The organism is Streptomyces sp. NPDC048419 (assembly GCF_043200415.1).
Taxonomy (GTDB): Bacteria; Actinomycetota; Actinomycetes; order Streptomycetales; family Streptomycetaceae; genus Streptomyces.
The window spans coordinates 227,914-249,140 of the sequence record NZ_JBICXT010000012.1; the positions used below are offsets into that span (position 1 = coordinate 227,914).

Genomic DNA, 21,227 nt, shown 5'->3' on the forward strand with positions numbered 1-21,227 from the left:
CACAGGCCCGAATTCGCGGTGGTCCCGAGCACCGTCAGGGGGAATGAGACACGTATGGCACGTCTTGCAACTCCTTCGTCCCGCACCGGGCTTGTCGTCTTCCAGCCCCTGAAGAGACGGCACTGCAAGGAGTGTCACGGCGGGCCGCTGACGCTGCTCGTGCTGGAGGACGGGGCGCCCCGGTGTGTCGACTGCGCCGACCTGGGGCATCTGGTGTTCCTGCCGCGCGGCGACACCGCGCTGACGCGGCGGTCGCGGGAGGAGAGCACGCTGTCGGCGGTCGTGGTGCGGTTCAACCGGCGCAAGGCGAGGTACGAGCGGCAGGGTGCCCTGGTCGAGGAGGCGGGGCTCGCGCGGGCCGAGGAGCGCTGCCTCGCGGACGCGGAGGCACGGCGGCGGCGCAGGGCGCGGGACGCACGGCGGCGGGCCGCGCAGGACGTGCGGTTCGCGGAGGAGTTCGCGGCGGAGATCCGCCGGCTGTTTCCGGGGTGCCCGGCGGACCGGGCGGAGGCGATCGCGGCGCACGCGTCCGTGCGGGGCAGCGGGCGGGTGGGCCGGAGCGCGGCCGGGCGCGCCCTGTCCGAGGGCGCCGTGGTCTCGGCGATCGTGGCGTCCGTGCGGCATCTGGACACGCCTTACGACCAGTTGCTGATGAGCGGGGTGGCGCGGCACGAGGCCCGGCGGCGGATCGGACCGGGGGTGGAGACGGTGCTGAGGGGATGGCGTGCGGGAAGGGCGCAGGTCGGTTGAGGAGCGGGCGCCGGACGACGGGCACCGAGCGGATCCCGCACGGGTGGAGGCACCGGCGAGGGCACCCCTGGACGCTCGCGCATGGGTCCGCGGTCCTCGGCCATGGTCACTGTGCCCGTACGCGATTTCACTTGAGGTGACTGGAGCAGCCGGGCAGGATCTCGGCTCTACGGGGGAGTTGAGGACATGATCGATGGACCGTACCTCTGGCTGACGGTGCTGGGTGTGCTCGGAACAGGCCTGGTGGCGGGTGTGTTCTGCGGATTCTCGACGTTCGTGATGAGGGGTCTCGCCTCGCTCCCGCCGGCCCAGGGCGTCGCCGCGATGAACGCGATCAACGTGACCGCGGTGATGCCGGCGTTCATGCTCGTGTTCATGGGGTCGGCGGTGCTGTGCGCGGTGCTCGCCGTGGTGACCTTCGTGCTCTGGCCGGTCGACGGCAGGGTGGAGCTGCTGCTGGGCAGCGCCCTTTATCTGTTCGGCTCGTTCGGGGTGACCATGGTCGCGAACGTGCCGCGCAACGACACGCTGGCCAAGCTGGACCCGGGCACCCCGGAGGCGGCCGCGTACTGGCCGACGTACGTGCGCGAGTGGATGTTCTGGAACCACGTGCGCACGGTCGCCTCGGCCTGCTCGGCGGTGGCGTACGTCATGGCCCTCACCTGACGTCCGGAAAGCGCTGGTCGTCCCCCTCTGCGCTGGTGGCCGGGGAGTCGTATCGTGGCCGGAAGAGCGCCGCCGACGACGCCGGTTCGCAGTATGCGCGTGCAAGGAAGACGGCCATGGGCGATCCCAAGGGATTCATGTCCACGCCCCGCCGGGAATGGCCCCGCCGGGCGGTCGAGGAGCGGGTCCGGGACTGGAACGAGGTCTATGTCCCGGGGGCGCTGCTGCCCATCATCGGCAAGCAGGCCGACCGCTGCATGGACTGCGGCATCCCGTTCTGCCACGACGCCTGTCCGCTCGGCAATCTGATCCCCGAGTGGAACGACCTGGTCAGCCGGGACGACTGGCGGGCGGCGTCCGACCGACTGCACGCCACCAACAACTTCCCCGAGTTCACCGGGCGGTTGTGTCCCGCGCCGTGCGAGGCGGGGTGCGTGCTCGCGATCAACCAGCCCGCGGTCACCATCAAGAACGTCGAGGTCGCCGTCGCCGACCGGTCCTTCGAGCTGGGGTTCGTGCCGCCGCGGCCGCCGGACCGGCTGTCCGGGCGGACGGTGGCGGTGGTCGGCTCGGGCCCCACGGGACTCGCGGCGGCACAGCAGCTGACCCGGGCGGGGCACACGGTCGCCGTGTACGAGAGGGACGACCGGCTCGGCGGCCTGATGCGTTACGGCATCCCCGAGTTCAAGATGGAGAAGCACCACCTGGACCGGCGGCTGGAGCAGATGCGGGCCGAGGGGACGAAGTTCCGTACGTCGACGGCGGTCGGCCGGGACGTCGGGGCGGCGGAGCTGAGATCGCGGTACGACGCCGTGGTGATCGCCACGGGGGCGACCGCCTGGCGTGAACTGTCAGTGCCGGGGCGGGAGTTGGCCGGCGTCCAGCAGGCGATGGAGTATCTGCCGCTGGCCAACCGGGTACGTGAGGGGGACCTGGAGAGTTCCCCGATGTCCGCCGCCGGCAAGCACGTCGTCATCGTCGGCGGCGGCGACACCGGGGCGGACTGCCTGGGCACCGCGGTGCGCGAACAGGCCGTGTCCGTCACGCAGTTGGACATCTACGCCCAGCCCGGCGCCGACCGCGACGACGACGCCGAGCCCTGGCCGACGTACCCGAAGATCTACCGGCTCTCCGCCGCCCACGAGGAGGCCCGCGAACTGCGGACGGCTCCGGCGGCGGACGCGGACGCGCGGCTGTTCGCGGCGTCCACGCTCCGCTTCGAGGGCGACGCGGACGGGCACGTGCGGTCGCTGCACCTGGTCGAGGTGGACGCGGCGCGTAATCCCCGGCAGGGCACCGAACGGACGCTCCCCGCCGACCTCGTGCTGCTCGCGCTCGGCTTCTTCGGACCAGACCGCGCGGACGGGCTCGTCGACCAGCTGGGGCTGGCGATGGAGCCGCGCGGCACGATCAAGCGGGACGCCTCCTTCGCGACCAACGTGCCCGGCGTGTTCGCGGCCGGGGACGCGGCGCGCGGCCAGTCGCTGATCGTGTGGGCGATCGCGGAGGGCCGGGCGGTCGCGGCGGCCGTCGACCGCCGTCTGACGGGCAGTTCGCAACTGCCGTCACCGATCGGGCCGTACGACCGCCCGATGTCGGTGTGAGCACGGACTGTTCGACTATTGATCGAATACTGACTCTCTGCCACAAATAATGATCAACTTAGTGCCGGCACAAGGGGTTCGACGGGGCAGCAGCAACGGGCAACAAGGCTCAGGACAGCAGGAAGTCGGCCTCCCCCGCCTTGGCGCCCTCGATGAAGGCCGTCATCTCGTCGGTGGTGTAGATCAGCGCCGGCCCGTCCGGGTCGGTGGACTGGCGCACTGCGATCCGCCCGTCTGCGAGCTTCATCGCCTCCAGGCAGTTGCCGCCGTTGCCGCCGCTCCACGGCTTGTGCCACCCCTCGCTGCCCAGCTCCCGCGAGGGCATGCCGTTGTAGACGTGTTTGCGCGGCTTGTTGCGATCCATTCACAGCTCCTTGCGGAGATCCCGGAGGATCTCCTTCGTGCGATGTGCCGTAGCGGCCTGCGCCGCCATGCGGTCCATGACCTCGAGGTGGGTCGCCACCTCCGAGCGCGCGTCGAGATAGACGGCGCCGGTCAGGTACTCGCTGTAGACCATGTCCGGCAGTTCTGACATGGCAAATCGGAACAGCACGAAGGGCCCGTACGTGCCGGGGTGCGGCCCGTTGGTGAAGGGCGCGACCTGCAGGGTCACGTTGGGCAGCTCCGTGGCCTCGAGCAGTCTGTCGATCTGGGCACGCATCACCTCCGGGCCGCCGGCCGGGCGACGCATCGCGGTCTCGTCCATGACCGCCCAGAATCGGGGCGCGTCAGGACGGGTGAGCAGTTCCTGGCGTCGTATGCGCAGGTCGACGTGGCGCTCGATGTCTTCGGGTCTGGTCTGGCCGATCGCGCCCGACCTGAGCACTCCGCGCGCGTAGTCCTCGGTCTGGAGCAGCCCGGGGACGAAGTGCGGGTCGTAGGAGCGGATGAGGGCGGCCGCCCCCTCCAGGCTGACGTACATCGAGAACCAGCCCGGCAGGATGTCGTGGAACCGCTGCCACCAGCCGGGTTTGTTGGCCTCCTCGGCCAGCTGCACGAAGGCCTCGGCCTCCTCGTCCGAGACGCCGTACGACTTCAGGAGCAGTTGGAGGTACGGGATCTTGAGGCCGACCTCCGCCATCTCCATGCGGCGGACCGTGGCCGGGGCGACGCGCAGGACGCGGGCGGCCTCCTCACGCTTGAGGCCGGCGCGCTCACGCAGGTCCAGCAGGCGGCGGCCGAGGACGACCTGTCCGACGGTGGGCGCGGACCGCGGTTCGCTCACGCTCCACCTCCACCAAGTCGCGTTCGTCCTGTCGTCCCCGGCAGGCGGCCGCCAGGGTCCCGGCCTGCCTCACATGCATGCTTACAGCCATACGGCGCCATTCGAAGACCTATTCGAAGATCTGTACGGATCTCCGTCGATCCCAATTGGCGCCGCTCAAGGTGCTGTTGCGAGCAGTGTGCCACGGCATTTCATTCAGTCACACAGCACTCTGCATTTTTCAGAGTGACACTTGCCAAGTGTTCACGGCGGGGCGATAGTGGCAAGCGTGATTCCGTCCGCGCCCTTAGGAACAGACGCTGCCGCAGGCCTCCCCGGTCTCGGCGCCGCCGCGGCGGTGGCCCCCGAAAAGGCCCCTGCCGAGCGCCGGTTCCGGTTCGAGCTGGCCGCACACCCGGGCTCTCCCGCGCAGGCCAGACGCCTGGCAAGGGCCCGGCTCGACGTGTGGTCGGTGTGCGAGGACATCTGCGACACCGCCGCTCTGGTGCTCTCGGAGCTGGTCACCAACGCCCTCGTGCACACGGCGAGCAGCCGCATAGTCTGCGAGCTGCACGACGGCGACGACCTGGTGCGCATAGCCGTGCGTGACGAGGGCTGCGCACCTGGTGAACCCCATCCGTTGCGGGCACGGCCCGAGGAGGAGCACGGGAGGGGATTGCTCCTCATCGACGCGCTCTGTGAGGCGTGGGGTGCTCATGAGCACGGACCGGGGCTGCTGGTCTGGGCCGAACTGCCGCGCAAGGCCGTACCCCAGGACCCCGGGCACGACTGCGGACCCTGCAACGACCTGGGCTGGGGAGCCCGCCCCAAGCCGGGCCCGGCCGGTGGCGCGGGCGGCGACGACGAGACGGACGCACACGGACGGCACGGGACGGGAGGCGTATGGCGGTGAGGGCTGCGTCCGGCGTCCGGGCACTGAGCCTGGACACGCTGGTCCGCCTCGGGCGGGGACTGCACACACCGACCACACCCCGGCGACTGGCCGTGCCCGATGGCATGACGGCGCCGCTGGGCTGCGACGCGGTGGAGATACCCGCCCGCCTCGGCCCGCTGGTGCTGCCGCGACTGCCCCGCGTGGGGTGCGTGTACGCCGATGACACGCACTGGTGGTGGCTCGTCCCGTCCGACTCCGATTACGCACTCGAGTGGCCGGCGCCCACGCAGTACGCCGCCGGGGCGGTAGTTCCGGACGCCCCGGCGGTCCCCGACCTCATCCGCCGGCCCACGGGCACGGTGCCGTACACCCCGCCGATCCCGTTGTATCTGGCCCTGTGCCGGGTGACGGGGACGACTCCGACGTGGTCGCGGCCCGCAGTCGCGTAGCCCGTGATTGCGTAAACATCGCGTGACCGCAGGGCGTACGCCCGCGCGTCCGTCCGCGTTCGGCCTGCGCCCTGCCCCGAGGCGCGCGGCCCGGCGATAGTGGCCGTTCGTCGACGTGGACGGGGGGAGGCCGGCGGTGCGGTCATTGCGGGGCGGGTGGCTGAGGCGGGGCGGGCGGGAGAAGCGGGGCGCGAGGACCACGCCCGAGGTCTCCGATTCGGAGCAGCTGCTCTTCGGGGGCCCGCTGCGGTACGACATGGGCTGGAACCAGCACCGTGACGCGTTCCTCGAACTGAATTTCCGGGCCATGGTGAGGCGGCTGCCGTCCCTGCTCGGGTCGAGTTTCCGACTCGCCTGGCAGGCCGACCCGCGGGCGGCGCGCATCGTGCTGGCCGCCGAGGTCGGCCGGGGCGCGACCCAGGCGGTGAGCCTGCTCGCGGTCAACAGCGTGCTGGGCCGGCTGATGGGCGGCGGGGCGATCGAGGACCGGCTGCGCGGCGCCGCTCCCGCGCTGATCGCCATGGCCGTCGTCATGCTGGTCGGGGCGACGCTGCGGGCGGCGTCGACGTATGCCACCGGGCGGCTGGAGCCCAAGGTGGAGCGGGTGGCCACGGAGCTCTACCTGGAGCGGGCGGCTGCCGTGGAGCTGGCCGCCATCGAGGACCACACCTTCCACAAGCTGCTGGACACCGCGCAGTACGGTGCCTCCTCGGCCCGGCGGATGATCTCGAACGCCACACGCGTGGTGAACGCGATGATCTCGCTGATCGCGGCGGCGAGCGTGCTGACCGTGCTGCACCCGGCGCTGCTTCCGCTGCTCACGACCATGACGCTGCCCAGCGCGTGGAGCGCGCTGACGAACGCGCGGCGCCGCTACGAGTCCTTCCACATCTGGGTGCAGCACGCGCGTGCCGGGCATCTGATCAGCGGGCTGCTGACCGAGCCGGCCGCAGCGCCGGAGATCCGCGTGCACGGCGTGGGCCCCTTCCTGCTGCGGCACTTCCGCGCCATGTCGGAGGCCGCGGAGGCGGAGCAGGCCAGGCTCGCCCGGCTGGCCGCGCGGACCGGGCTGATCGCGGCGACCTGGACGGGCATCGCGACCGTGGCGACGTACGCGACCCTCGGCGGGCTGCTGCTCACCGGGGCGATGGCGCTGTCGGTGGCGGGAACGGCCGTGATCGCGATCCGGACGGGATCGTCGAGTCTGGACAGCCTGGTCCTGGAGATCAACGCGCTCCACGAGGAGGCCCTGTTCGTCGGCGATCTGCAGAAGCTCTACGTCGAGGCGGCCGAACGGGCGATCCCGGTCGGCGGCGCACCGCTGCCGGAGGACCCCCGGGAGATCAGGTTCGAGAACGTCACGTTCCGCTATCCGGGCGAGTCCTCCCGCCCCGCCCTCGACGACGTCACGCTCACGCTTCCGCTCGGCGGCATCGTGGCGCTGGTCGGCGAGAACGGCTCCGGCAAGACGACCCTGATCAAACTGCTCGCGGGCCTGTACACGCCGGACGCGGGCCGGGTCCTGTGGGACGGCGTCGACGCGGCGACGGCGGACCGCCACGCGCTGGCCGAACGGGTCGCGATGCTGGCCCAGGACTTCAAGCGCTGGCCGTTCACGGCCCGGGTCAACGTGGCCGTCGGCCGCTCCTCGGCGCCGCTGACCGAGGAGCGCCTGGCCACCTCGGTCGCCGAGGCCGGGGCCGAGGACGTGGTGGAGAACCTGCCGCGCGGCATGGACACCCTGCTCGCCCGCAACTTCAGCGGCGGTCATGAGCTGTCCGGCGGTCAGTGGCAGCGGCTCGGCATCGCGCGGGCGGCCTACCGGCGCGGCCGCATCCTGGTCGTGGACGAGCCGACCGCGGCCCTGGACGCCCGGGCCGAGCTGGAGGTCTTCGAGAAGATCCGGGCTCTGGCCTCGGCGGGCCAGACCGTCATCCTGATCACCCACCGGCTGGCATCCGTGCGGCACGCGGATCTGGTGCATGTGCTCGACGGGGGCCGTCTCGCGGAGTCCGGCACCCCGGACGAGCTGCTCGCCAGCGGCGGGATCTACGCGGAGCTGTACACGCTCCAGGCCGAGCAGTTCGGGGCGCCCGTGCCCGCCCCGAAGGCGGGCTGAGCTCCCCTCAGGCGATCGCGTCCGCGGTCGTGTCTCCGCGCACGATCACCAGGAAGGTGTCCGTCGCGAGGTCCATGACGACCTCGGCGGCCAGTCCTTCCTGCCGTCGCGCGTGCGCGAACTCCTCCGCCGGCCACGACCCGCGCGGCCCACCTGCGGGAAAGCGTTCGAGCACCGTTCGCCCGTTCACCATCTCGCACCTCCAGAAGCGTTGTCCTGTAGGAGTTAACGCCTTCCAGGGGCCGAACGCCTCGCTCAGTTGCCGTACTGAGACGTAGTTGACACTCGTTCAGCGCGGAGTGTAAGGATTCGGTCACACAGTGAAGATCCCCGACACATCCTGACTACTTTCCGCTTCATTCCTCGTACTCGTCGTGATAGCGGATGCGATCGCTTCCCGCAGGCGCCCCAAGAGACGACGCACGCCCCTTGGGTTCCTCCCATTCCTCCTGCCGGCCCAGGGCGGTCAGGTCCAGGAAGCCGGTGGTGGAGCCGAGTCCGTCGAGGCCGCGCTCGTAGGTCGAGTAGGTGTGGAAGACCCGCTCGCCGTCCCGCAGGAAGCAGCTGAGGCCGGGCCGCTCCACGGGCTCCCCCTCGTGCTCCCGGGTCACGTCGAAGTCGTGGTTGAAGTCGCTGCCGTACGACGAGTACCAGGGCAGCGTCCATCCCATCCGCGCCTTGAACGGCAGGATCTTCGTGTACGGCGCCCGGGAGACCGCCGCGAACGTGGTGCCCCGTGCCCTGAGATGCGCCAGATGCCCGATCTGGTCCAGGAAGGCCGAGCAGCTGCGGCAGCCGGCGTCCCAGTCGGGCGCGAACATGAAGTGGTAGATGACGAGCTGGAGCCGGCCCTCGAACAGGTCCGGCAGGGTGGCCTTCCCGTCGCCGCTCTCGAAGACGTACTCCCCCTCCACCTCGACCATGGGCAGCCGGCGCCGCTCGGCGTTCAGCGCGTCACGCGCGCGCGTGATCGCCTTCTCCTTGGCGAGCAACTCCACGCGTGCCGCGCGCCACTGCTCGCGCGAGACGATCTCCGGAAGCGACATGGCCCCTCCTGTGCAACGGTCCGTCGCGGGTGGTGACCGACGGGAGGGACGGAACTCATCGCCGCCTCAGAAACTTTTTTGGGCGTACGTCACCGGGAGCGCGACCAGGCCGCGGGCGCGCAGGGAGCGGCGCCACCGGATGCCGTCGTCCGCGAGGGCGAGTTCGGGAAACCGCTCCAGCAGGGTGGCCAGCGCGATCTCCGTCTCGGCGCGGGCGAGCGGGGCGCCGAGGCAGTAGTGGATGCCGTGACCGAGGGCGAGATGGCCGGAGGCGTCGCGGGTGAGGTCGAGACGGTCGGGGTCGGGGAAGCGGTCCGGGTCGCGGTTGGCGGCGGACGGGGAGACCCAGACCGTCTCGCCGGCCGGGATGGTGACGCCGGCGATCGTCACGTCCTCGACCGGGAAGCGGCGGATGGCGAACAGGGCGGGAGCCTCGTAGCGGATGAACTCCTCGACCGTGCCCGCGAGTCGGGCGGGGTCCTCGCGGACGGCGGCGAGCTGTTCGGGGTGCTGGAGCAGGGCGAGCACCGAGTTGCCGATGAGCTGGACCGTGTTCTCGTAGCCGGCGAAGAGGATGAGGAAGGCGAGGGACATCAGCTCGTCCTCGCTGAGCCGGTCGCCCTCGTCGCGCACGGCGATCAGGTCGGAGAGCAGGTCGTCGGCGGGTTCGGCGCGCTTGTCCGCGAGCAGCCTGGTGAAGAAGCCGAGCATGGCGACCACCGCCTCCTTGCCGGCCTCGGGCCGTGCCGGGTCCGGCGCGACGAGCGTGTCGGTCCACTCCCGGAAGTCCCTGCGGTGGTGGCCGGGGATGCCGAGCAGGTCGCAGATGACGGTGATGGGCAGGGGCGCGGCGTAGGTCGCGACCAGGTCGGTGGTGCCGCGCGTCCCGAGGGCGTCGAGCAGACGGTCGGCCGTCTCCCTGATGGGCGTGCGCAGTTGCTGCACCCGTCGCGGGGTGAAGGCACGGCCGACCAGGCGGCGGACGCGGGTGTGGTCCGGCGGATCCATGTTCAGGAGGTTGGCGTCCAGCGCGGGCGGCAGCGAGAAGCCCTTGTACGTGCCCGCCGTCGCGTGCCGCTTGTCCAGCGAGAGCCGTGGGTCGGCGAGGGCGGCCCGGACGTCGTCGTACCGGGTGACGACCCAGGCGGGCGTGCCGTCCGGTCCGGTGATGCGGTGCACGGGCGCGGTCTCACGCAGGCGCCGGTACACGTCGTACGGATGGTCGAGGAGGCCGTCGGCGGGATCCATGGCGCCAGCCTAGGCTCGGCGTCAGGGGTTCGCCGACTGCGCTATCCCCTGGGCGAGTTGGCCCACGAAGTTGAATACTCCCTGGCCGAAGGTGGTCGGTGCGATCAGCACGCCGAAGGCCAGGGCGAGGAAGACGGTCAGCCACGCGTCGGAGCGGCTGCGGGCCAGCGGCTTGCGGCGCGCTCGCACGAAGATGACGACAGCGAGCAGCACCGCTGCATCGATCGTGAGTTCCACCGGCCGGCCTCCCGTCGGACGAGTACGTCCCGGCCTTCCTGTGTAGCGTGAAACCACTTGGTGCGACGGCCCGGTCACCGATGGTTGGCGGCAAAGCGCTTCTGCGGGGCCGGTTTCTAGGTCTTGTAATCCTGGATACGACGGCCATGGCCACGGTCGATCAGTGCGGGCAGCCGCTCCCCCAACTCCCGTACGACCGCCGGGACATCAAGGGTGAGCAGCTCCCGGTCGCGCATGAGTACCCGGCCGTCGACGATCGTCGTGCGGATGTCGGAGGAGCGGGCGCTGTGGACGAGGGTGGCGGCGAGGTCGTGGACGGGCTGGGTGTGCGGGCCGGTGAGGTCCACGAGGACGATGTCCGCGCGCCGGCCGGGGGCGAGGCGGCCGAGGGTGTCGCCGAGGCCCACCGCCCGGGCGCTCTGCAGCGTTGCGTGGTGCAGGGCCTGACGTGCTGTCAGCCAGCGCGGGTCGCCCGTCGCCGACTTCTGGATGAGTGCGGTCAGCGCCATCGACTCCCATACGTCGAGGGAGTTGTTGGAGGCCGCGCCGTCCGTGGCCAGGCCGACGGGGATGCCGATGTCGCGCAGCGCGCGGACGGGTGTGGTGGTGGGCCAGGCGAACTTGAGGTAGCCGCGGGGCGCGGAGGCGACGGACACGCGGCCCGTGGCGCCTTCGAGGACGGGCAGGTCGCGCTCGGCGATGCCGGTGCCGTGCGCGATGAGCACGTCGGTGTCGAGGATGCCGGTGCGCCGCAGGACCTCGATCGGGGTGACGCCGTGGCGGTCGAGGCTGGCCTCGGTCTGGTCGCGGTTCTCGGCCGCGTGGAGGTGGACGGACAGACCGTGTGCGCGGGCGAGTTCGGCGGTCGCGGTGAGGTCGGCGTCGTCGACGGTGTAGGGCGCGTGCGGGGCGAGGGCGGTGGTGATGCGGCCGCGGGCGCCGCCCCGGTGCCGTAGCGCGAACTCCAGTGACTTCTCCCGGCCTTGGGGCCCCTGGGAGGAGAAGTAGGCCTCCCCGAGGTGGGCCCGGATGCCGCATTCCTCGACGACGGCGGCGACCGTGTCCATGGCGAAGTAGTGGTCCGCGAAGCAGGTGACACCGGCGCGGATCATCTCGGCGCAGGCCAGCCGCGCCCCCAACTCCACGTCCCTCTCGCCGAGGTTGGACTCGACGGGCCAGACGACGTCGTTGAACCACTCCTCGATGGGCAGGTCCTCTGCGATGCCGCGCAGCGCGACCATCGGCGCGTGCGTATGGCAGTTGATCAGTCCGGGCATCGCGACCTGGCCGCGCCCGTCGATGCGCTCGGCCGCGGCGAGGTGCTCCACCGCGGACGCGGTCGTCACCGCCTCGACGAGACCGCCGCGCACGACGACGGCGGCGTTCTCCTCGAACCCGAGCCGCTCGGCGTCGTCGTGCACGAGGACGGTGCAGCCGGTGATGACGAGATCGGCGGGAGAGTCGGTCATCCCGTCAACGTACGACGTGCTCCTCGGGTCGTGTGAGCCGAACCGCGCATCCTGCCGCCGCTCTGTCGGGGAATCGGCCGGGCAGGCACTCTGGCCTCACCGCAGCGCTCCCGTCGGCTTCCGGAAAGGGGCCCGGCATGCTCCTCGGCACCTGGAACCTGGAGAACCTGTACCGGCCGGGCGGCCCCTTCGGTCCCAAGGACAAGGCCACCTACGAGTCGAAGCTCGCCGCCCTCGCGGCCGTGATCACGGAACTCGACCCGGCGCTGCTCGGCGTGCAGGAGGTCGGCGAGCCCGAGGCGCTCCGGGACCTGGTCGGGATGCTGGAAGGCGACTGGCACACGGTGCTCAGCGCGCACCCGGACGGCCGCGGCATCAGGGTCGGCTTCCTCGGCCGCCCGGAGCTGCGGGTCCTGGCCGACACCAACGCCTTCCCGGCCGGGCTGCGGCCCGTGCAGGAGGACGACTCCGGCGCGCAGGTCCCGTCCGCCGGACGCGGCTTCCTGGCGGTGGAGGCCGCGACGGACTCCGGCCCGCTGCGGCTGGCCGTGGCCCACCTGAAGTCGAAACTGCTGTCCTATCCGGACAACCGTTTCTTCCCCCACGACGAGGGCGAACGCGCCCGCTACGGCGCCTACGCCCTCTACCGCAGGGCCGCCGAGGCGGCGACGCTGCGCGCGCTCGCCGACGATCTGCTGGACGGGGACGGCCGTGAGCGGGACGTCGCCGTGCTCGGCGACATGAACGACGAGGTGCAGGCCGCCACCACCCAGATCCTGCTGGGCCCGCCGGGCTCCGAGATCGGCACCCCGGGCTACGACCGCCCGGACCAGGGCGACGCGGCCCGGCTGTGGGACGTGGCGCCGCTGATCCCGCCCGAGGAGCGCTACTCCCGCATCAACTCCGGTCGGCGCGAGCTGATCGACCACATCCTGCTGAGCCACCGCCTGGTCCACCGGGTGACCGCGGCCGGCACGGGCCTGCCCGGCGACGGCACGCTGAGGCTGCCGTCGGTCGGCCCGGACCCGGCGGACCGCCACGGGGAGGCGGCGTCGGACCACGCGCCGGTGTGGGTGCGGGTCGGGCAGTAGGCCCGGCGCACCGGCTACGCCGTCACCCGGATCTTGGACTGCCCGTGCGGCAGCTCCTCCCAGTCGTCCATGAACCGGGCCTTCAGCCCGTGCTTCGCGGCGAGCGCGACCAGCGTGCCGGTGCGGTAGTAGAAGTCCTCCCGCAGCACCTGGTGCTCCTCCCCCTCCGTACGGTCGAAGGTGAAGTCGAACCAGCCGCCCGGCGCCAGCACCCGGCCGACGTTGGCCAGGCACTCCTCGATGACCGGGAGCGGGGAGTGCGAGAAGACGCTGTGCGCGTGGACGACGTCGAAGTGGGCGTCGGGCAGGAACCGCAGCGTCAGGTCGCGCACGGGGGTGAGCGTGGGCAGCCGCTGCGCCAGCCCCATCTCCAGGATCGTGTCCTGCGCGGCGAGCAGGATGTCCGGGGAGATGTCGACGCCGTAGTAGTGCCCGGGCTCCAGGTGACGGATGAACCGCCAGCCGCCGCGCAGATTGCCGCAGCCGATCTCCAGCATGCGGTGTCCGGGCCGCAGCCCGTGGCCAACGAGGTAGTCGAACTGCATCGCCCCGAGCGCCAGCCAGCGCTCCCGGTTGCGACTGCCGACCGCCGCGTCCGGATCGGCCCGGGTGTCGGAGCGCATCACGGCGCGGTAGTAGGAGACGTGGTCCGGGTGACGGCGGCTCAGCCACGCGTCCCGTGCGGCGCGCGCCACATGGCGGGGGACGCGGTCGGGGTGGCGCAGGGCGTAGGCGATGCGGTGGCCGAGTGCGGCACGGTTGGCGGTGAGGTTCCTGGCGGGCATGCGGGGCCTTTCCGAGGCGGTGTCTTCTGAGCTGGTTCAGGGGCACTGCTCAAAGCCTCGGTGCGGGAACGCGACGTCCGGCTCGGCCGACCGGCGCAGGTCCGCGCACGGTTCGGGCGATCACGATGTCAGCCGATCGGTTGATGCGATCCGGTGCCGGCCGCGTTAGACACGGAGCATGGAGAACACCACCGATGCGGACGAGCGGCGGCTGGCCGCGGTCGTGCACGCCGCCTTCTTCGTGCTGCTGTGCTCGTCCTTCGCGCGCTTCCTCACCCGCGACCAGGGCGGACCGCACGCCGGCTGGGCCGTGGCGCTGTTCGTGGCGTTCCTCCTGCTCCACGTCCTCGGGCACGTCCTGGCGCCGCCACCGCGCGCCGGCACCCCGCCCAGCACCCGTCACCTGGCCTGGCTCGGTGCGATGTCCGCGGTGTGGGTCGCCCTGCTGGCCCTCGCCCCGAGCGCCACCTGGTGCGCGATGCCGCTGCTCTTCGCCGGCCTCTACGCCCTGCCGCCGCGGATCGCGGTGCCGCTGACCGCCGTACTCACCGTGCTGGTCGTGGTCTCCGAGATACGGGTCGCGGACGGCCCGCTGAACCCCAACATGGTCGTGGCCCCGCCGGCCGTGGCCGCGGTCGCCACCGCCGTCTTCGTCCATCTCCAGCGCCAGGCGGCCCGGCAGCGCGCCGTCGTCGACGACCTGGTCCGCACCCGGCGCGACCTCGCGGCCACCGAACGGCGGGCCGGCGTCCTGGCCGAACGGCAGCGTCTGTCCGCCGAGATCCACGACACCCTCGCGCAGAGCCTGTCCAGCCAGCAGATGCTGCTCCAGGCGGCCGAGCGCGTGGGCGACACGGACCCCGAAACGGCCCGCGCACACACCCGCGAGGCGGCCGCCATCACCGCCCGCAGCCTCGCCGAAGCCCGCCGTTTCGTCCACGACCTGGCACCGGCCGACCTCGCCGGGCACTCCCTGACGGCGGCGCTCGCCGCCCTCGCCGAGCGGGAGACCGGCCCCGGCCTGACGGTCGGCTTCCGCCTCGACGGCGAGCCCGGCCCACTCCCCGACCGCATCCAGGCCGCCCTGCTGCGCATCGCCCAGGGCGCCCTGGCCAACGTACGCGAACACGCCGCCGCGACCCGGGCCGCACTGACCCTGACCTGCCTGGACGACCAGATCTCGCTGGACGTGGCGGACAACGGCCGGGGCTTCGACGCGGACGCCGCGCCCGCTCTCGATCGGGACCGTGGCCACGGGCTCCCGGCCATGCGCATCCGGGCCCGCCAGTCGGGCGGGACGCTGACGGTGGAGTCCACGCCGGGCGAGGGGACGGTCGTCTCGGCCGCCATACCCCTGGCCCTGAAGGAGGTGGTCGCGTGAGTGCGCCCGTACGTCTGCTGCTGTGCGACGACCACGCGGTGGTGCGGGCCGGTCTGCGCGCCCTGCTGTCGAGCGCCGACGGCATCGAGGTGGTCGGTGAGGCGGGCAGCGGCGAGGAGGTGCTGGCGATGGCCGCGCGGCTGCGCCCGGACGTCGTCCTGATGGATCTCCAGCTCGGGGAGGGCATGGACGGGGTGACGGCGACCAGGCGGCTGACCGCCGAGGGGGCCGCGCACGTCCTGGTGCTGACCATGTTCGACACCGACGCCGACATCACCCGGGCCATCGAGGCGGGCGCCACCGGATATCTGCTGAAGGCGGAACGCCCCGACGAGCTCTTCGCCGCGATCCGCAGCGCCGCGTCCGGCCGTACGGCCCTGTCGACGCCGGTCGCCGACCGCCTGCTGGCCCGCATGCGCAGCCCGCGCCCCACCCTCTCCGGTCGCGAACACGAGATCCTCGCCCAGCTAGCCCGCGGCCTCGGCAACCGCGAGATCGCCCGGGAGCTGTTCATCAGCGAGGCGACCGTGAAGACCCATCTCGGGCGGATCTACGGCAAGTTGGGGGTCGAGACGCGATCGGGCGCGGTGGCGGTGGCGAAGGAACGGCGACTGCTGCCGTGACGCTGCGCCAGCCGTCCTGGGGCAACCGGGGCAGCTCGGCCGGCCGCAGTCCCGTACTGCCGCGTCGCGTCGCCAACTCGGTGATGAGCGCGGCGAGTTGCTCCCGGTCTGCGGGTGGGAGGCGCCCCGAGTCGTCGAGATGGACGGCGCATGCGGTGGTGGCGTCCACGAGCCGTTCGAGTGTGGCGACGACCTCGCCCGCACCCTCCGATTGCCGGGCGAGCGGGGGGAGTTCGGCGGCGGCTAGGGCGATGGCGGCGCGGGCCTCGGAGAGCGTGCGGTACGCCTCGCGGCGGAGGGTCCAGCGGGTGGGGCGATCACCGGGGTCGGGGAGGGCGTGAGCGTCGGCACGCTCGGCGAGGGTGTGCGACTCGACGGAAGGGTGCGGTTCGACAAGGGCGTGGACCTCGGCGGAGCCAAGCGGCTCAGCGCAGCCACACGGCGCAGCGCAGCCACACGGCGCAGCGCAGGCACGCGGCTCGGCGCAGGCACGCGGCTCGGCGCAGCCACGCGGCTCGGCGCAGCCACACGGCTCAGCGCAGCCACACGGCTCAGCAGAGCCACGCGGCACGGCGGAGCCAAGCGGCTCAGCGCAGGCACGCGGCTCAGCAGAGCCACACGGCTCAGCGCAGGCACGCGGCTCAGCAGAGCCACACGGCTCAGCGCAGCCACACGGCTCAGCGCAGCCACACGGCTCAGCGCAGGCACGCGGCTCAGCGCAGGCACGCGGCTCGGCGGAGCCAAGCGGATCGGCGCAGGCACGCGGCTCGGCGAGGACGTGGGTGAGGTAGGCGCAGGCGGCCGCGGCCGCCGCCGAGACCCGTGCCCGTACTCCCCCGCCCCGCTGCCCCGGCATCGGCAGATGTCCGGCGACCAGCACGATCGCGCAGGCCAGCAGGGTCTCGCCGATCCGTCCGGCGGAGGCCTGCTGCTCACCCCCGACCATCACCAGAGCCAGCACGAGCACCGTCGCGACGGCGGTCTGGGCGGCGAAGTGCCGTGTGGCGACGGGGATCAGGGCCCCGCTGACGGCCACGAGCGCGACGAGTCCCTCCGGCCGGGGCAGCACGGCGGCGAACCCGGCGAAGAGCAGCGCACCGAGCACGGTGCCTGCCGCACGGCACAGCACCCGCGACACGAGCGGCCCCAGGTCGGGCTTGACGAGGAAGACGACGGTGGCGGGCAGCCAGTACCAGTGCTCGTGCTGCCCGTACCAGCGGGCGTGGTGCAGGGCCTGCGCCACGGCGACGCCGGCGCCGAAGCAGAGGGCGACCCGCAGCCCGTACTCCCGTCCGCCGGCGCCGAAGACGATGCGCAGGAGCGTCCTCGCCGTACGACGCCGGGTGTGCAGGTCGCCGCCGTCGCCCTGGTCGAAGGCGTGGGCGGCGCGCAGGAGCGCGTCGTCGAGGGCGCGCAGGGCGGGAGCCGATCGGTCGGGCGCGGGCAGCGGCCCGGTGTGGCTGCTGTCGCGCACGGCGGCCGCCAGCCGCCGGGGCCCATCGGAGGTCCGCCGGCCGACGGCTTCCCCGCCCCAGGCGAGCGCGGTCGCGGCCTCGGCGAGAGGGAGGGCGGCGGCGTACTGCGCGTGCAGCCGCCGCTCGGCGGCGGACGAGGCACACCGCCGCAACCGGGGCCCGGCGAGGGCGTCCTGCGCATGATCGAGCGCGGCGGTGAGCGCGATGCGACGCGCGACGGCGTACTCGGTCCCGACGGCGTCGAGCAGAGCGGCGACGGCGTCGTACACGGCGGCAACGGCATCCCGCTCCCCGTCGAACCGGAAGTCACCGGCGAGGGCACCGGGCGTAGGCAGAACCACTCGCAGCCCGATCAGCCACCCGGCCCCGACGAGGAAGGCGACCGCCCGCTGCCACCCCTCCTCGGGCAACGGCATCCCGGCCCCGACCGCGGACATGACGAGCAGCTGCGTACCGCCGCTGGAAGCGACGGGCCCGATCGCACTCACCCCACCGGCGGCCAGCCCGACACCCGTGAGCAGCAGGGTGAGCCCCACGGCCCCGATGTGCTCCCCGGCATACGACCCGACGAGCAGCCCCCCGGCCCCCGCGACCGCAGGCACCCCGAGCCGCCTGACCGACGCCCGCCGGCTCCCGGGCCGGTCGTTGATCCCTGCGAGCATGGCGGCGATGGCGGCCACGACTCCGAGGGAGGTGCGGCCGAGGAGTACGGAGACGAGAAGAAGGGGCCCGGCGGACAGCACGCCGCGCAGGACCGCGTTCCAGGGGATGGGTCCGCGCTGGGCGCGGAGGGGGTGGGCGAGCCAGGGGGGCAGCGCGATCTTCCGGGTGCCGGAACGTGACACGGCGAGTGGCTCCTGTCGTCAGGACGAGGGCGGGATGAGCCTTCGGGCGACGGCGGCCGGGCTTCGGGGTGTGGGGCCCACGGTAGATCGGGATCCTGGAGGGAATGGGACGGTTGTATTTCGAGGATGTGACGGATGGGCGGTGGGGCGCGTTCTTTATGAACGCAATCAAGGTGGAACGTAAGCGGACCCGGGGGCGTAGCCTGCCCCCGGGCCCTGTGATGCCGTCCACACTCGCACGCCGGCACGCTTGAGGATTCAGGTCAGTCGTGATGTCGTCGCGTCCTGCCTTTGGACCACCGCACATCGAGCTGTGCGGACTGGACTTGAACCAGCATTTCGACGCCCTGGGGCCTGAACCCGGTCGATCCGGCGATCGACGGCGAATACTGAGTCTGGAGCGAGAGTCTGAGATTGATCGCGGTCTGCCTCTGCCAATTGGGCTACCGCGGCAAGGGAGTTGCTCTTGATGCCGCGGGGAGGGCTCGAACCTCCACTGGAACCGCTCAGTCACGACAAGCTTCAGCTTCAGCTTGCGCTCTTCGCGCACCCCGGCCGAAGGACCGGGGAGTCTCAAAGGCTACCCGAACAGGTAGCCGAACACGGGGTCACCGACCCGCTGGTCGACCACCTCCGTACCGTTCGCCTCCTCGCGTGCGAACTTCACGGCCTGCTGCAACTTCTCGACGCGGTCGAGGAGTTCGTTGATGCGACGGGCAGGAAGAGCACCGGAGAACTTCACGGTGGTCCAGTACCCGACAGGGATGTCCTCGTAGTAGACCTCGACCTGCGCGGGATGCTTCTCGGTCGCCTCGGCCTTCACATGGTTGCGAGGCACCTTCTTGGTCCTGAGGGTCCGCACCGGCTCGGTCTTCCATGCGTCGGTGGACGGGTCCTGCACCCACGACTCGGAGGCGTCGAGGACGGGCAGCTTCCGCACGAAGGTGTTGAGATCGACAAGCTGCTTCTCCAGAAACAGCAGATAGGACACGGGTACGTCAGAAACCAGCACCCGCCCGTCCACCTTCACATCCGCACGGGCGGCGCAGTTGGCCCAGTCCTTGGTGGCGGTCACGTCGAACAGCCGGGTCAGGGTCGCCGCGGTCTCCCGCAGCACGTCCTCGGCCTTCACCTGCACCCGCGTCGACTCGGGCGGCAGTTGCTCGCCCTCCTCGTCCTTCGGCTGGTACGTACGCGAGATGCCGGCCAGCAAAGCGGGCTTCTGCAGCCCGTGGTGAGCGGCCGTCAGGTCCTGGTGAGCCTTGGACTTGATGCCCTTCTCCACTGCGATGATCTGATTGAGTTTCGCCACGACAGGGACGTTAGCAGCGACAACTGCCGCTGATCGAAGGGTTATTCGCTGGGGAAGGGCCACGGCCAGGGAAGGGCCGGATCGTCGGGGCGGCCTGCGAACAGCTTCTCCGCGTCGGCGACGGCCCGCAGCAGGGCCTCGGGGTCCGGGCGGAGCCTTGCCAGGATGGTGTCGACCTCTCGGAGGGCGGCCCGCTCCAGCAGCCTCTTCTCGTTCGTCACCCATTCCCCGCGTCCCGCCAGCACGGCATGTCCCGTCTGCACGGCAGCCGTGGCAAGGGCTCCGGCGACTTCCGTGAGACGCCCGGCGGGAGCGTGGTTGGCCTTCGCGTAGGCGAGCGTGGCGTGGGCGGTGCCGCGCCAGCGATCGGCGGCGGAGACACGCAGCTTCTCCGGATACGCGTCCGGACGGGGCGCCTCCCCGCGAAGCACCCGATTGATCGCCAGCTCGGCGACCACCAGGTAGCTCGGGATCCCGGCTAGATGGAACAGCAACGGCTCGACCCGGAACCGCCCCTCCTCCGCCTCCGCCGACTCCCGCTCCACCACGTCGAGATCGCGGTAGTGCACGTCGACCCGCCGCCCGTCGACAGTCAGCCAAGCACCCCCGTTGAAGACACCGCCGCCCCAGCCGCCGACGTCCGAGACCTCGCCCTCCCAGCCGACGGCCCGCAGGTCGGCGGGGTCGAAGGGCCCGCGGTAGTACACGGCCATGTCCCAGTCGCTGTCCGGCCTGTGCGTGCCCTGGGCGCGGGAACCACCGAGGGCGACGGCTTCCACCGTGGGCAGTGCGGCGAGGCGGTCGGCGACTGCCTCGAGGAACTCCTGGTCGTCCCGGTACATCACAGCCATGACGGCCAGCCTGCCGCTCGCGCGATGGTCGGTGCCACGCATTTTCGAACGAGAAAATCGGATGCGCCCCCGGTGACCGCCGCCGACCATCGTTGAGTCGTCCGCCGCCCGTCCAAGGAGCCGACTCATGATCCGGCGCGTCACCGTCCCCTCCCTCTTCCCGCCGCCCCGCTACTCGCACGCCTCCGTGGTCGAGGCCGGCGCCAGGCTCGCCTTCCTCGCCGGCTCCGTTCCGCTCGACGCCGAGGGGAAGCTGGTCGGTGACGGGGACGCCGTGCGGCAGGCCGAGCAGGTGCTGGTGAATCTCGGGGAGCAGCTGCGGGCCGTCGGCAGCGACCTGGCGCATGTCGTGGCGACGGACGTGTACGTCGTCGGCAGTGACACCGCGGTGCTGTCCGCCGTCTGGGACGTCGTGGAGGCGTCCGGGCTCGGCGTCGGACCGCACTCCTCGACGCTGATCGGGGTCGCGTGTCTCGGGTACACGGGTCAGTTGGTGGAGATTACCGCCACCGCCGTGATTCCCGAGATCTCCCACGACCCCCAAGGAGCCCCATGCTGATGGAGCACAGAGGCCGGCGTCCCGTCGTCCCCGAGTCCGCGTACGTCGCTCCCACGGCGGTGCTCTGCGGTGCCGTCACCCTCGGCGAGCGGGCCCGGGTGCTGCACGGGGCCGTGCTCAGTGCCGAGGACGGGCAGGTGCACGTCGGCTCGGACGTCGTCGTCATGGAGAACGCCGTGATCCGCGGGCGGGCCGGGCACCCCGCCGTCATCGGTGACGCCGTGCTGGTCGGACCGCACGCCCACATCAACGGGGCGACCCTCGAGGACGAGGTCTTCGCCGCGACCGGGGCCTCGGTCTTCCCCGGGGCCGTCGCCGGCGCCGGCTGCGAGCTGCGGATCAACAGCGTGCTGCACGCCAACTCCGTACTGCCGCCCGGCACCGTCCTGCCCATCGGATGGATCGCGGCCGGGGCGCCGACGGCCCGCCTGTTCGCGCCCGGCGACCACGACCGGCTATGGGCTGTGCAGAAGGAGTTGGACTTCCCCGGCACGGTCTACGGCGTCGCCCGCGACACCTCCATGCGGGACATCATGGCGCGCCAGGCCGACTACTACGGCGCCCACCTGAACGACCGTACGCTCGACGACTGACCCCTCGACGACCGGCCTTTCGACG

General features: G+C 71.9%; 22 protein-coding genes. 11 read left to right on the forward strand and 11 right to left on the reverse strand.

What is annotated here, in order from left to right:
- The first annotated feature begins 54 nt into the window (after positions 1–54).
- From ACGFYN_RS25375 to ACGFYN_RS25385, 3 genes are all read left to right on the forward strand, one after another.
- Complete coding sequence (locus ACGFYN_RS25375) at positions 55–750, forward strand: DUF2293 domain-containing protein (RefSeq protein ID WP_393868142.1); 696 nt, start codon at positions 55–57, stop codon at positions 748–750.
- 186 nt (positions 751–936) lie between these two features.
- Positions 937–1,416 (forward strand): DUF1772 domain-containing protein, encoded by a 480-nt coding sequence (locus ACGFYN_RS25380; RefSeq protein WP_393868143.1) that lies wholly within the window; start codon positions 937–939, stop codon positions 1,414–1,416.
- A gap of 116 nt (positions 1,417–1,532) precedes the next feature.
- Positions 1,533–3,020 carry a glutamate synthase subunit beta gene (locus ACGFYN_RS25385; RefSeq protein ID WP_393868144.1) on the forward strand — a complete coding sequence of 496 codons (1,488 nt, stop codon included), beginning with the start codon at positions 1,533–1,535 and terminating at the stop codon, positions 3,018–3,020.
- 109 nt (positions 3,021–3,129) lie between these two features.
- Here the strand turns inward: ACGFYN_RS25385 and ACGFYN_RS25390 are convergent, their stop codons facing one another.
- Both ACGFYN_RS25390 and ACGFYN_RS25395 read right to left on the reverse strand, forming a co-directional pair.
- Positions 3,130–3,384 carry a DUF397 domain-containing protein gene (locus ACGFYN_RS25390; RefSeq protein ID WP_384257956.1) on the reverse strand — a complete coding sequence of 85 codons (255 nt, stop codon included), beginning with the start codon at positions 3,382–3,384 and terminating at the stop codon, positions 3,130–3,132.
- Entirely contained in the window at positions 3,385–4,245 is an 861-nt protein-coding gene (locus ACGFYN_RS25395) for a helix-turn-helix domain-containing protein (RefSeq protein WP_393868145.1), read from the reverse strand.
- A gap of 259 nt (positions 4,246–4,504) precedes the next feature.
- Here ACGFYN_RS25395 and ACGFYN_RS25400 point away from each other — a divergent pair, with 259 nt between their 5' ends.
- The 3 genes from ACGFYN_RS25400 to ACGFYN_RS25410 all read left to right on the forward strand — a co-directional run bounded on the left by ACGFYN_RS25400 (position 4,505) and on the right by ACGFYN_RS25410 (position 7,687).
- The gene (locus ACGFYN_RS25400; protein WP_393868146.1) at positions 4,505–5,137 is read left to right on the forward strand and encodes an ATP-binding protein; all 633 of its coding nucleotides are present in this window, start codon (positions 4,505–4,507) and stop codon (positions 5,135–5,137) included.
- Entirely contained in the window at positions 5,128–5,568 is a 441-nt protein-coding gene (locus ACGFYN_RS25405; protein WP_393868147.1) for a hypothetical protein, read from the forward strand. The genes ACGFYN_RS25400 and ACGFYN_RS25405 overlap by 10 nt, the downstream gene beginning before the upstream one ends.
- A gap of 256 nt (positions 5,569–5,824) precedes the next feature.
- Positions 5,825–7,687, forward strand: coding sequence for an ABC transporter ATP-binding protein (locus ACGFYN_RS25410; protein ID WP_393868190.1), 1,863 nt, complete (start codon positions 5,825–5,827; stop codon positions 7,685–7,687).
- A gap of 7 nt (positions 7,688–7,694) precedes the next feature.
- Here the strand turns inward: ACGFYN_RS25410 and ACGFYN_RS25415 are convergent, their stop codons facing one another.
- The 5 genes from ACGFYN_RS25415 to ACGFYN_RS25435 all read right to left on the reverse strand — a co-directional run bounded on the left by ACGFYN_RS25415 (position 7,695) and on the right by ACGFYN_RS25435 (position 11,687).
- Positions 7,695–7,880, reverse strand: coding sequence for a hypothetical protein (locus ACGFYN_RS25415; protein ID WP_393868148.1), 186 nt, complete (start codon positions 7,878–7,880; stop codon positions 7,695–7,697).
- Positions 7,881–8,043: 163 nt separating this feature from the next.
- A complete protein-coding gene (locus tag ACGFYN_RS25420) occupies positions 8,044–8,733 on the reverse strand; it encodes a DUF899 domain-containing protein (RefSeq protein WP_393868149.1) in 690 nt (229 codons plus the stop codon).
- 66 nt (positions 8,734–8,799) lie between these two features.
- Complete coding sequence (locus ACGFYN_RS25425; protein ID WP_393868150.1) at positions 8,800–9,981, reverse strand: cytochrome P450; 1,182 nt, start codon at positions 9,979–9,981, stop codon at positions 8,800–8,802.
- A gap of 21 nt (positions 9,982–10,002) precedes the next feature.
- Entirely contained in the window at positions 10,003–10,218 is a 216-nt protein-coding gene (locus ACGFYN_RS25430; protein WP_393868151.1) for a hypothetical protein, read from the reverse strand.
- Positions 10,219–10,334: 116 nt separating this feature from the next.
- Positions 10,335–11,687, reverse strand: coding sequence for an amidohydrolase (locus tag ACGFYN_RS25435; protein WP_393868152.1), 1,353 nt, complete (start codon positions 11,685–11,687; stop codon positions 10,335–10,337).
- Positions 11,688–11,824: 137 nt separating this feature from the next.
- On the opposite strand from ACGFYN_RS25435, the gene ACGFYN_RS25440 reads away from it, so the two are divergent.
- Positions 11,825–12,778 (forward strand): endonuclease/exonuclease/phosphatase family protein, encoded by a 954-nt coding sequence (locus ACGFYN_RS25440; RefSeq protein WP_393868153.1) that lies wholly within the window; start codon positions 11,825–11,827, stop codon positions 12,776–12,778.
- A 14-nt stretch (positions 12,779–12,792) separates the two neighbouring features.
- On the opposite strand, the gene ACGFYN_RS25445 is transcribed toward ACGFYN_RS25440, so the two are convergent.
- Entirely contained in the window at positions 12,793–13,563 is a 771-nt protein-coding gene (locus ACGFYN_RS25445; RefSeq protein WP_393868154.1) for a class I SAM-dependent methyltransferase, read from the reverse strand.
- 178 nt (positions 13,564–13,741) lie between these two features.
- Between ACGFYN_RS25445 and ACGFYN_RS25450 the strand changes: the two genes are divergently transcribed.
- Both ACGFYN_RS25450 and ACGFYN_RS25455 read left to right on the forward strand, forming a co-directional pair.
- Positions 13,742–14,944 carry a sensor histidine kinase gene (locus tag ACGFYN_RS25450; RefSeq protein ID WP_393868155.1) on the forward strand — a complete coding sequence of 401 codons (1,203 nt, stop codon included), beginning with the start codon at positions 13,742–13,744 and terminating at the stop codon, positions 14,942–14,944.
- Positions 14,941–15,567, forward strand: coding sequence for a response regulator (locus tag ACGFYN_RS25455; protein ID WP_393868156.1), 627 nt, complete (start codon positions 14,941–14,943; stop codon positions 15,565–15,567). Before ACGFYN_RS25450 ends, ACGFYN_RS25455 begins: the two co-directional genes overlap by 4 nt.
- Here ACGFYN_RS25455 and ACGFYN_RS25460 read toward each other — a convergent pair.
- The 3 genes from ACGFYN_RS25460 to ACGFYN_RS25470 all read right to left on the reverse strand — a co-directional run bounded on the left by ACGFYN_RS25460 (position 15,458) and on the right by ACGFYN_RS25470 (position 20,050).
- Positions 15,458–17,887 (reverse strand): FUSC family protein, encoded by a 2,430-nt coding sequence (locus tag ACGFYN_RS25460; RefSeq protein ID WP_393868157.1) that lies wholly within the window; start codon positions 17,885–17,887, stop codon positions 15,458–15,460. The two genes, ACGFYN_RS25455 and ACGFYN_RS25460, sit on opposite strands and share 110 nt — an antisense overlap.
- A 580-nt stretch (positions 17,888–18,467) precedes the next feature.
- Positions 18,468–19,199, reverse strand: a complete 732-nt coding sequence (locus ACGFYN_RS25465) for a hypothetical protein (RefSeq protein ID WP_393868158.1) — start codon at positions 19,197–19,199, stop codon at positions 18,468–18,470.
- Positions 19,200–19,240: 41 nt separating this feature from the next.
- Complete coding sequence (locus tag ACGFYN_RS25470; protein ID WP_393868159.1) at positions 19,241–20,050, reverse strand: nucleotidyltransferase domain-containing protein; 810 nt, start codon at positions 20,048–20,050, stop codon at positions 19,241–19,243.
- A 127-nt stretch (positions 20,051–20,177) separates the two neighbouring features.
- Between ACGFYN_RS25470 and ACGFYN_RS25475 the strand changes: the two genes are divergently transcribed.
- Positions 20,178–20,609: a RidA family protein gene (locus tag ACGFYN_RS25475; protein WP_393868160.1), complete on the forward strand. Its 432-nt coding sequence runs from the start codon at positions 20,178–20,180 to the stop codon at positions 20,607–20,609.
- Positions 20,609–21,202 (forward strand): gamma carbonic anhydrase family protein, encoded by a 594-nt coding sequence (locus tag ACGFYN_RS25480; RefSeq protein ID WP_393868161.1) that lies wholly within the window; start codon positions 20,609–20,611, stop codon positions 21,200–21,202. The genes ACGFYN_RS25475 and ACGFYN_RS25480 overlap by 1 nt, the downstream gene beginning before the upstream one ends.
- Positions 21,203–21,227 lie beyond the last annotated feature (25 nt).

Bases quoted from the DNA above. Each gene is read 5' to 3' on its own strand.
- ACGFYN_RS25425 (WP_393868150.1), bottom strand. From the start codon at position 9,981: ATGGATCCCGCCGACGGCCTCCTCGACCATCCGTACGACGTGTACCGG.
- ACGFYN_RS25420 (WP_393868149.1), bottom strand. From the start codon at position 8,733: ATGTCGCTTCCGGAGATCGTCTCGCGCGAGCAGTGGCGCGCGGCACGC.
- ACGFYN_RS25480 (WP_393868161.1), top strand. From the start codon at position 20,609: ATGGAGCACAGAGGCCGGCGTCCCGTCGTCCCCGAGTCCGCGTACGTC.
- ACGFYN_RS25375 (WP_393868142.1), top strand. From the start codon at position 55: ATGGCACGTCTTGCAACTCCTTCGTCCCGCACCGGGCTTGTCGTCTTC.
- ACGFYN_RS25415 (WP_393868148.1), bottom strand. From the start codon at position 7,880: ATGGTGAACGGGCGAACGGTGCTCGAACGCTTTCCCGCAGGTGGGCCG.
- ACGFYN_RS25450 (WP_393868155.1), top strand. From the start codon at position 13,742: ATGGAGAACACCACCGATGCGGACGAGCGGCGGCTGGCCGCGGTCGTG.
- ACGFYN_RS25435 (WP_393868152.1), bottom strand. From the start codon at position 11,687: ATGACCGACTCTCCCGCCGATCTCGTCATCACCGGCTGCACCGTCCTC.
- ACGFYN_RS25445 (WP_393868154.1), bottom strand. From the start codon at position 13,563: ATGCCCGCCAGGAACCTCACCGCCAACCGTGCCGCACTCGGCCACCGC.
- ACGFYN_RS25470 (WP_393868159.1), bottom strand. From the start codon at position 20,050: ATGGCTGTGATGTACCGGGACGACCAGGAGTTCCTCGAGGCAGTCGCC.
- ACGFYN_RS25385 (WP_393868144.1), top strand. From the start codon at position 1,533: ATGGGCGATCCCAAGGGATTCATGTCCACGCCCCGCCGGGAATGGCCC.
- ACGFYN_RS25405 (WP_393868147.1), top strand. From the start codon at position 5,128: ATGGCGGTGAGGGCTGCGTCCGGCGTCCGGGCACTGAGCCTGGACACG.
- ACGFYN_RS25410 (WP_393868190.1), top strand. From the start codon at position 5,825: ATGGGCTGGAACCAGCACCGTGACGCGTTCCTCGAACTGAATTTCCGG.
- ACGFYN_RS25380 (WP_393868143.1), top strand. From the start codon at position 937: ATGATCGATGGACCGTACCTCTGGCTGACGGTGCTGGGTGTGCTCGGA.
- ACGFYN_RS25440 (WP_393868153.1), top strand. From the start codon at position 11,825: ATGCTCCTCGGCACCTGGAACCTGGAGAACCTGTACCGGCCGGGCGGC.
- ACGFYN_RS25475 (WP_393868160.1), top strand. From the start codon at position 20,178: ATGATCCGGCGCGTCACCGTCCCCTCCCTCTTCCCGCCGCCCCGCTAC.
- ACGFYN_RS25390 (WP_384257956.1), bottom strand. From the start codon at position 3,384: ATGGATCGCAACAAGCCGCGCAAACACGTCTACAACGGCATGCCCTCG.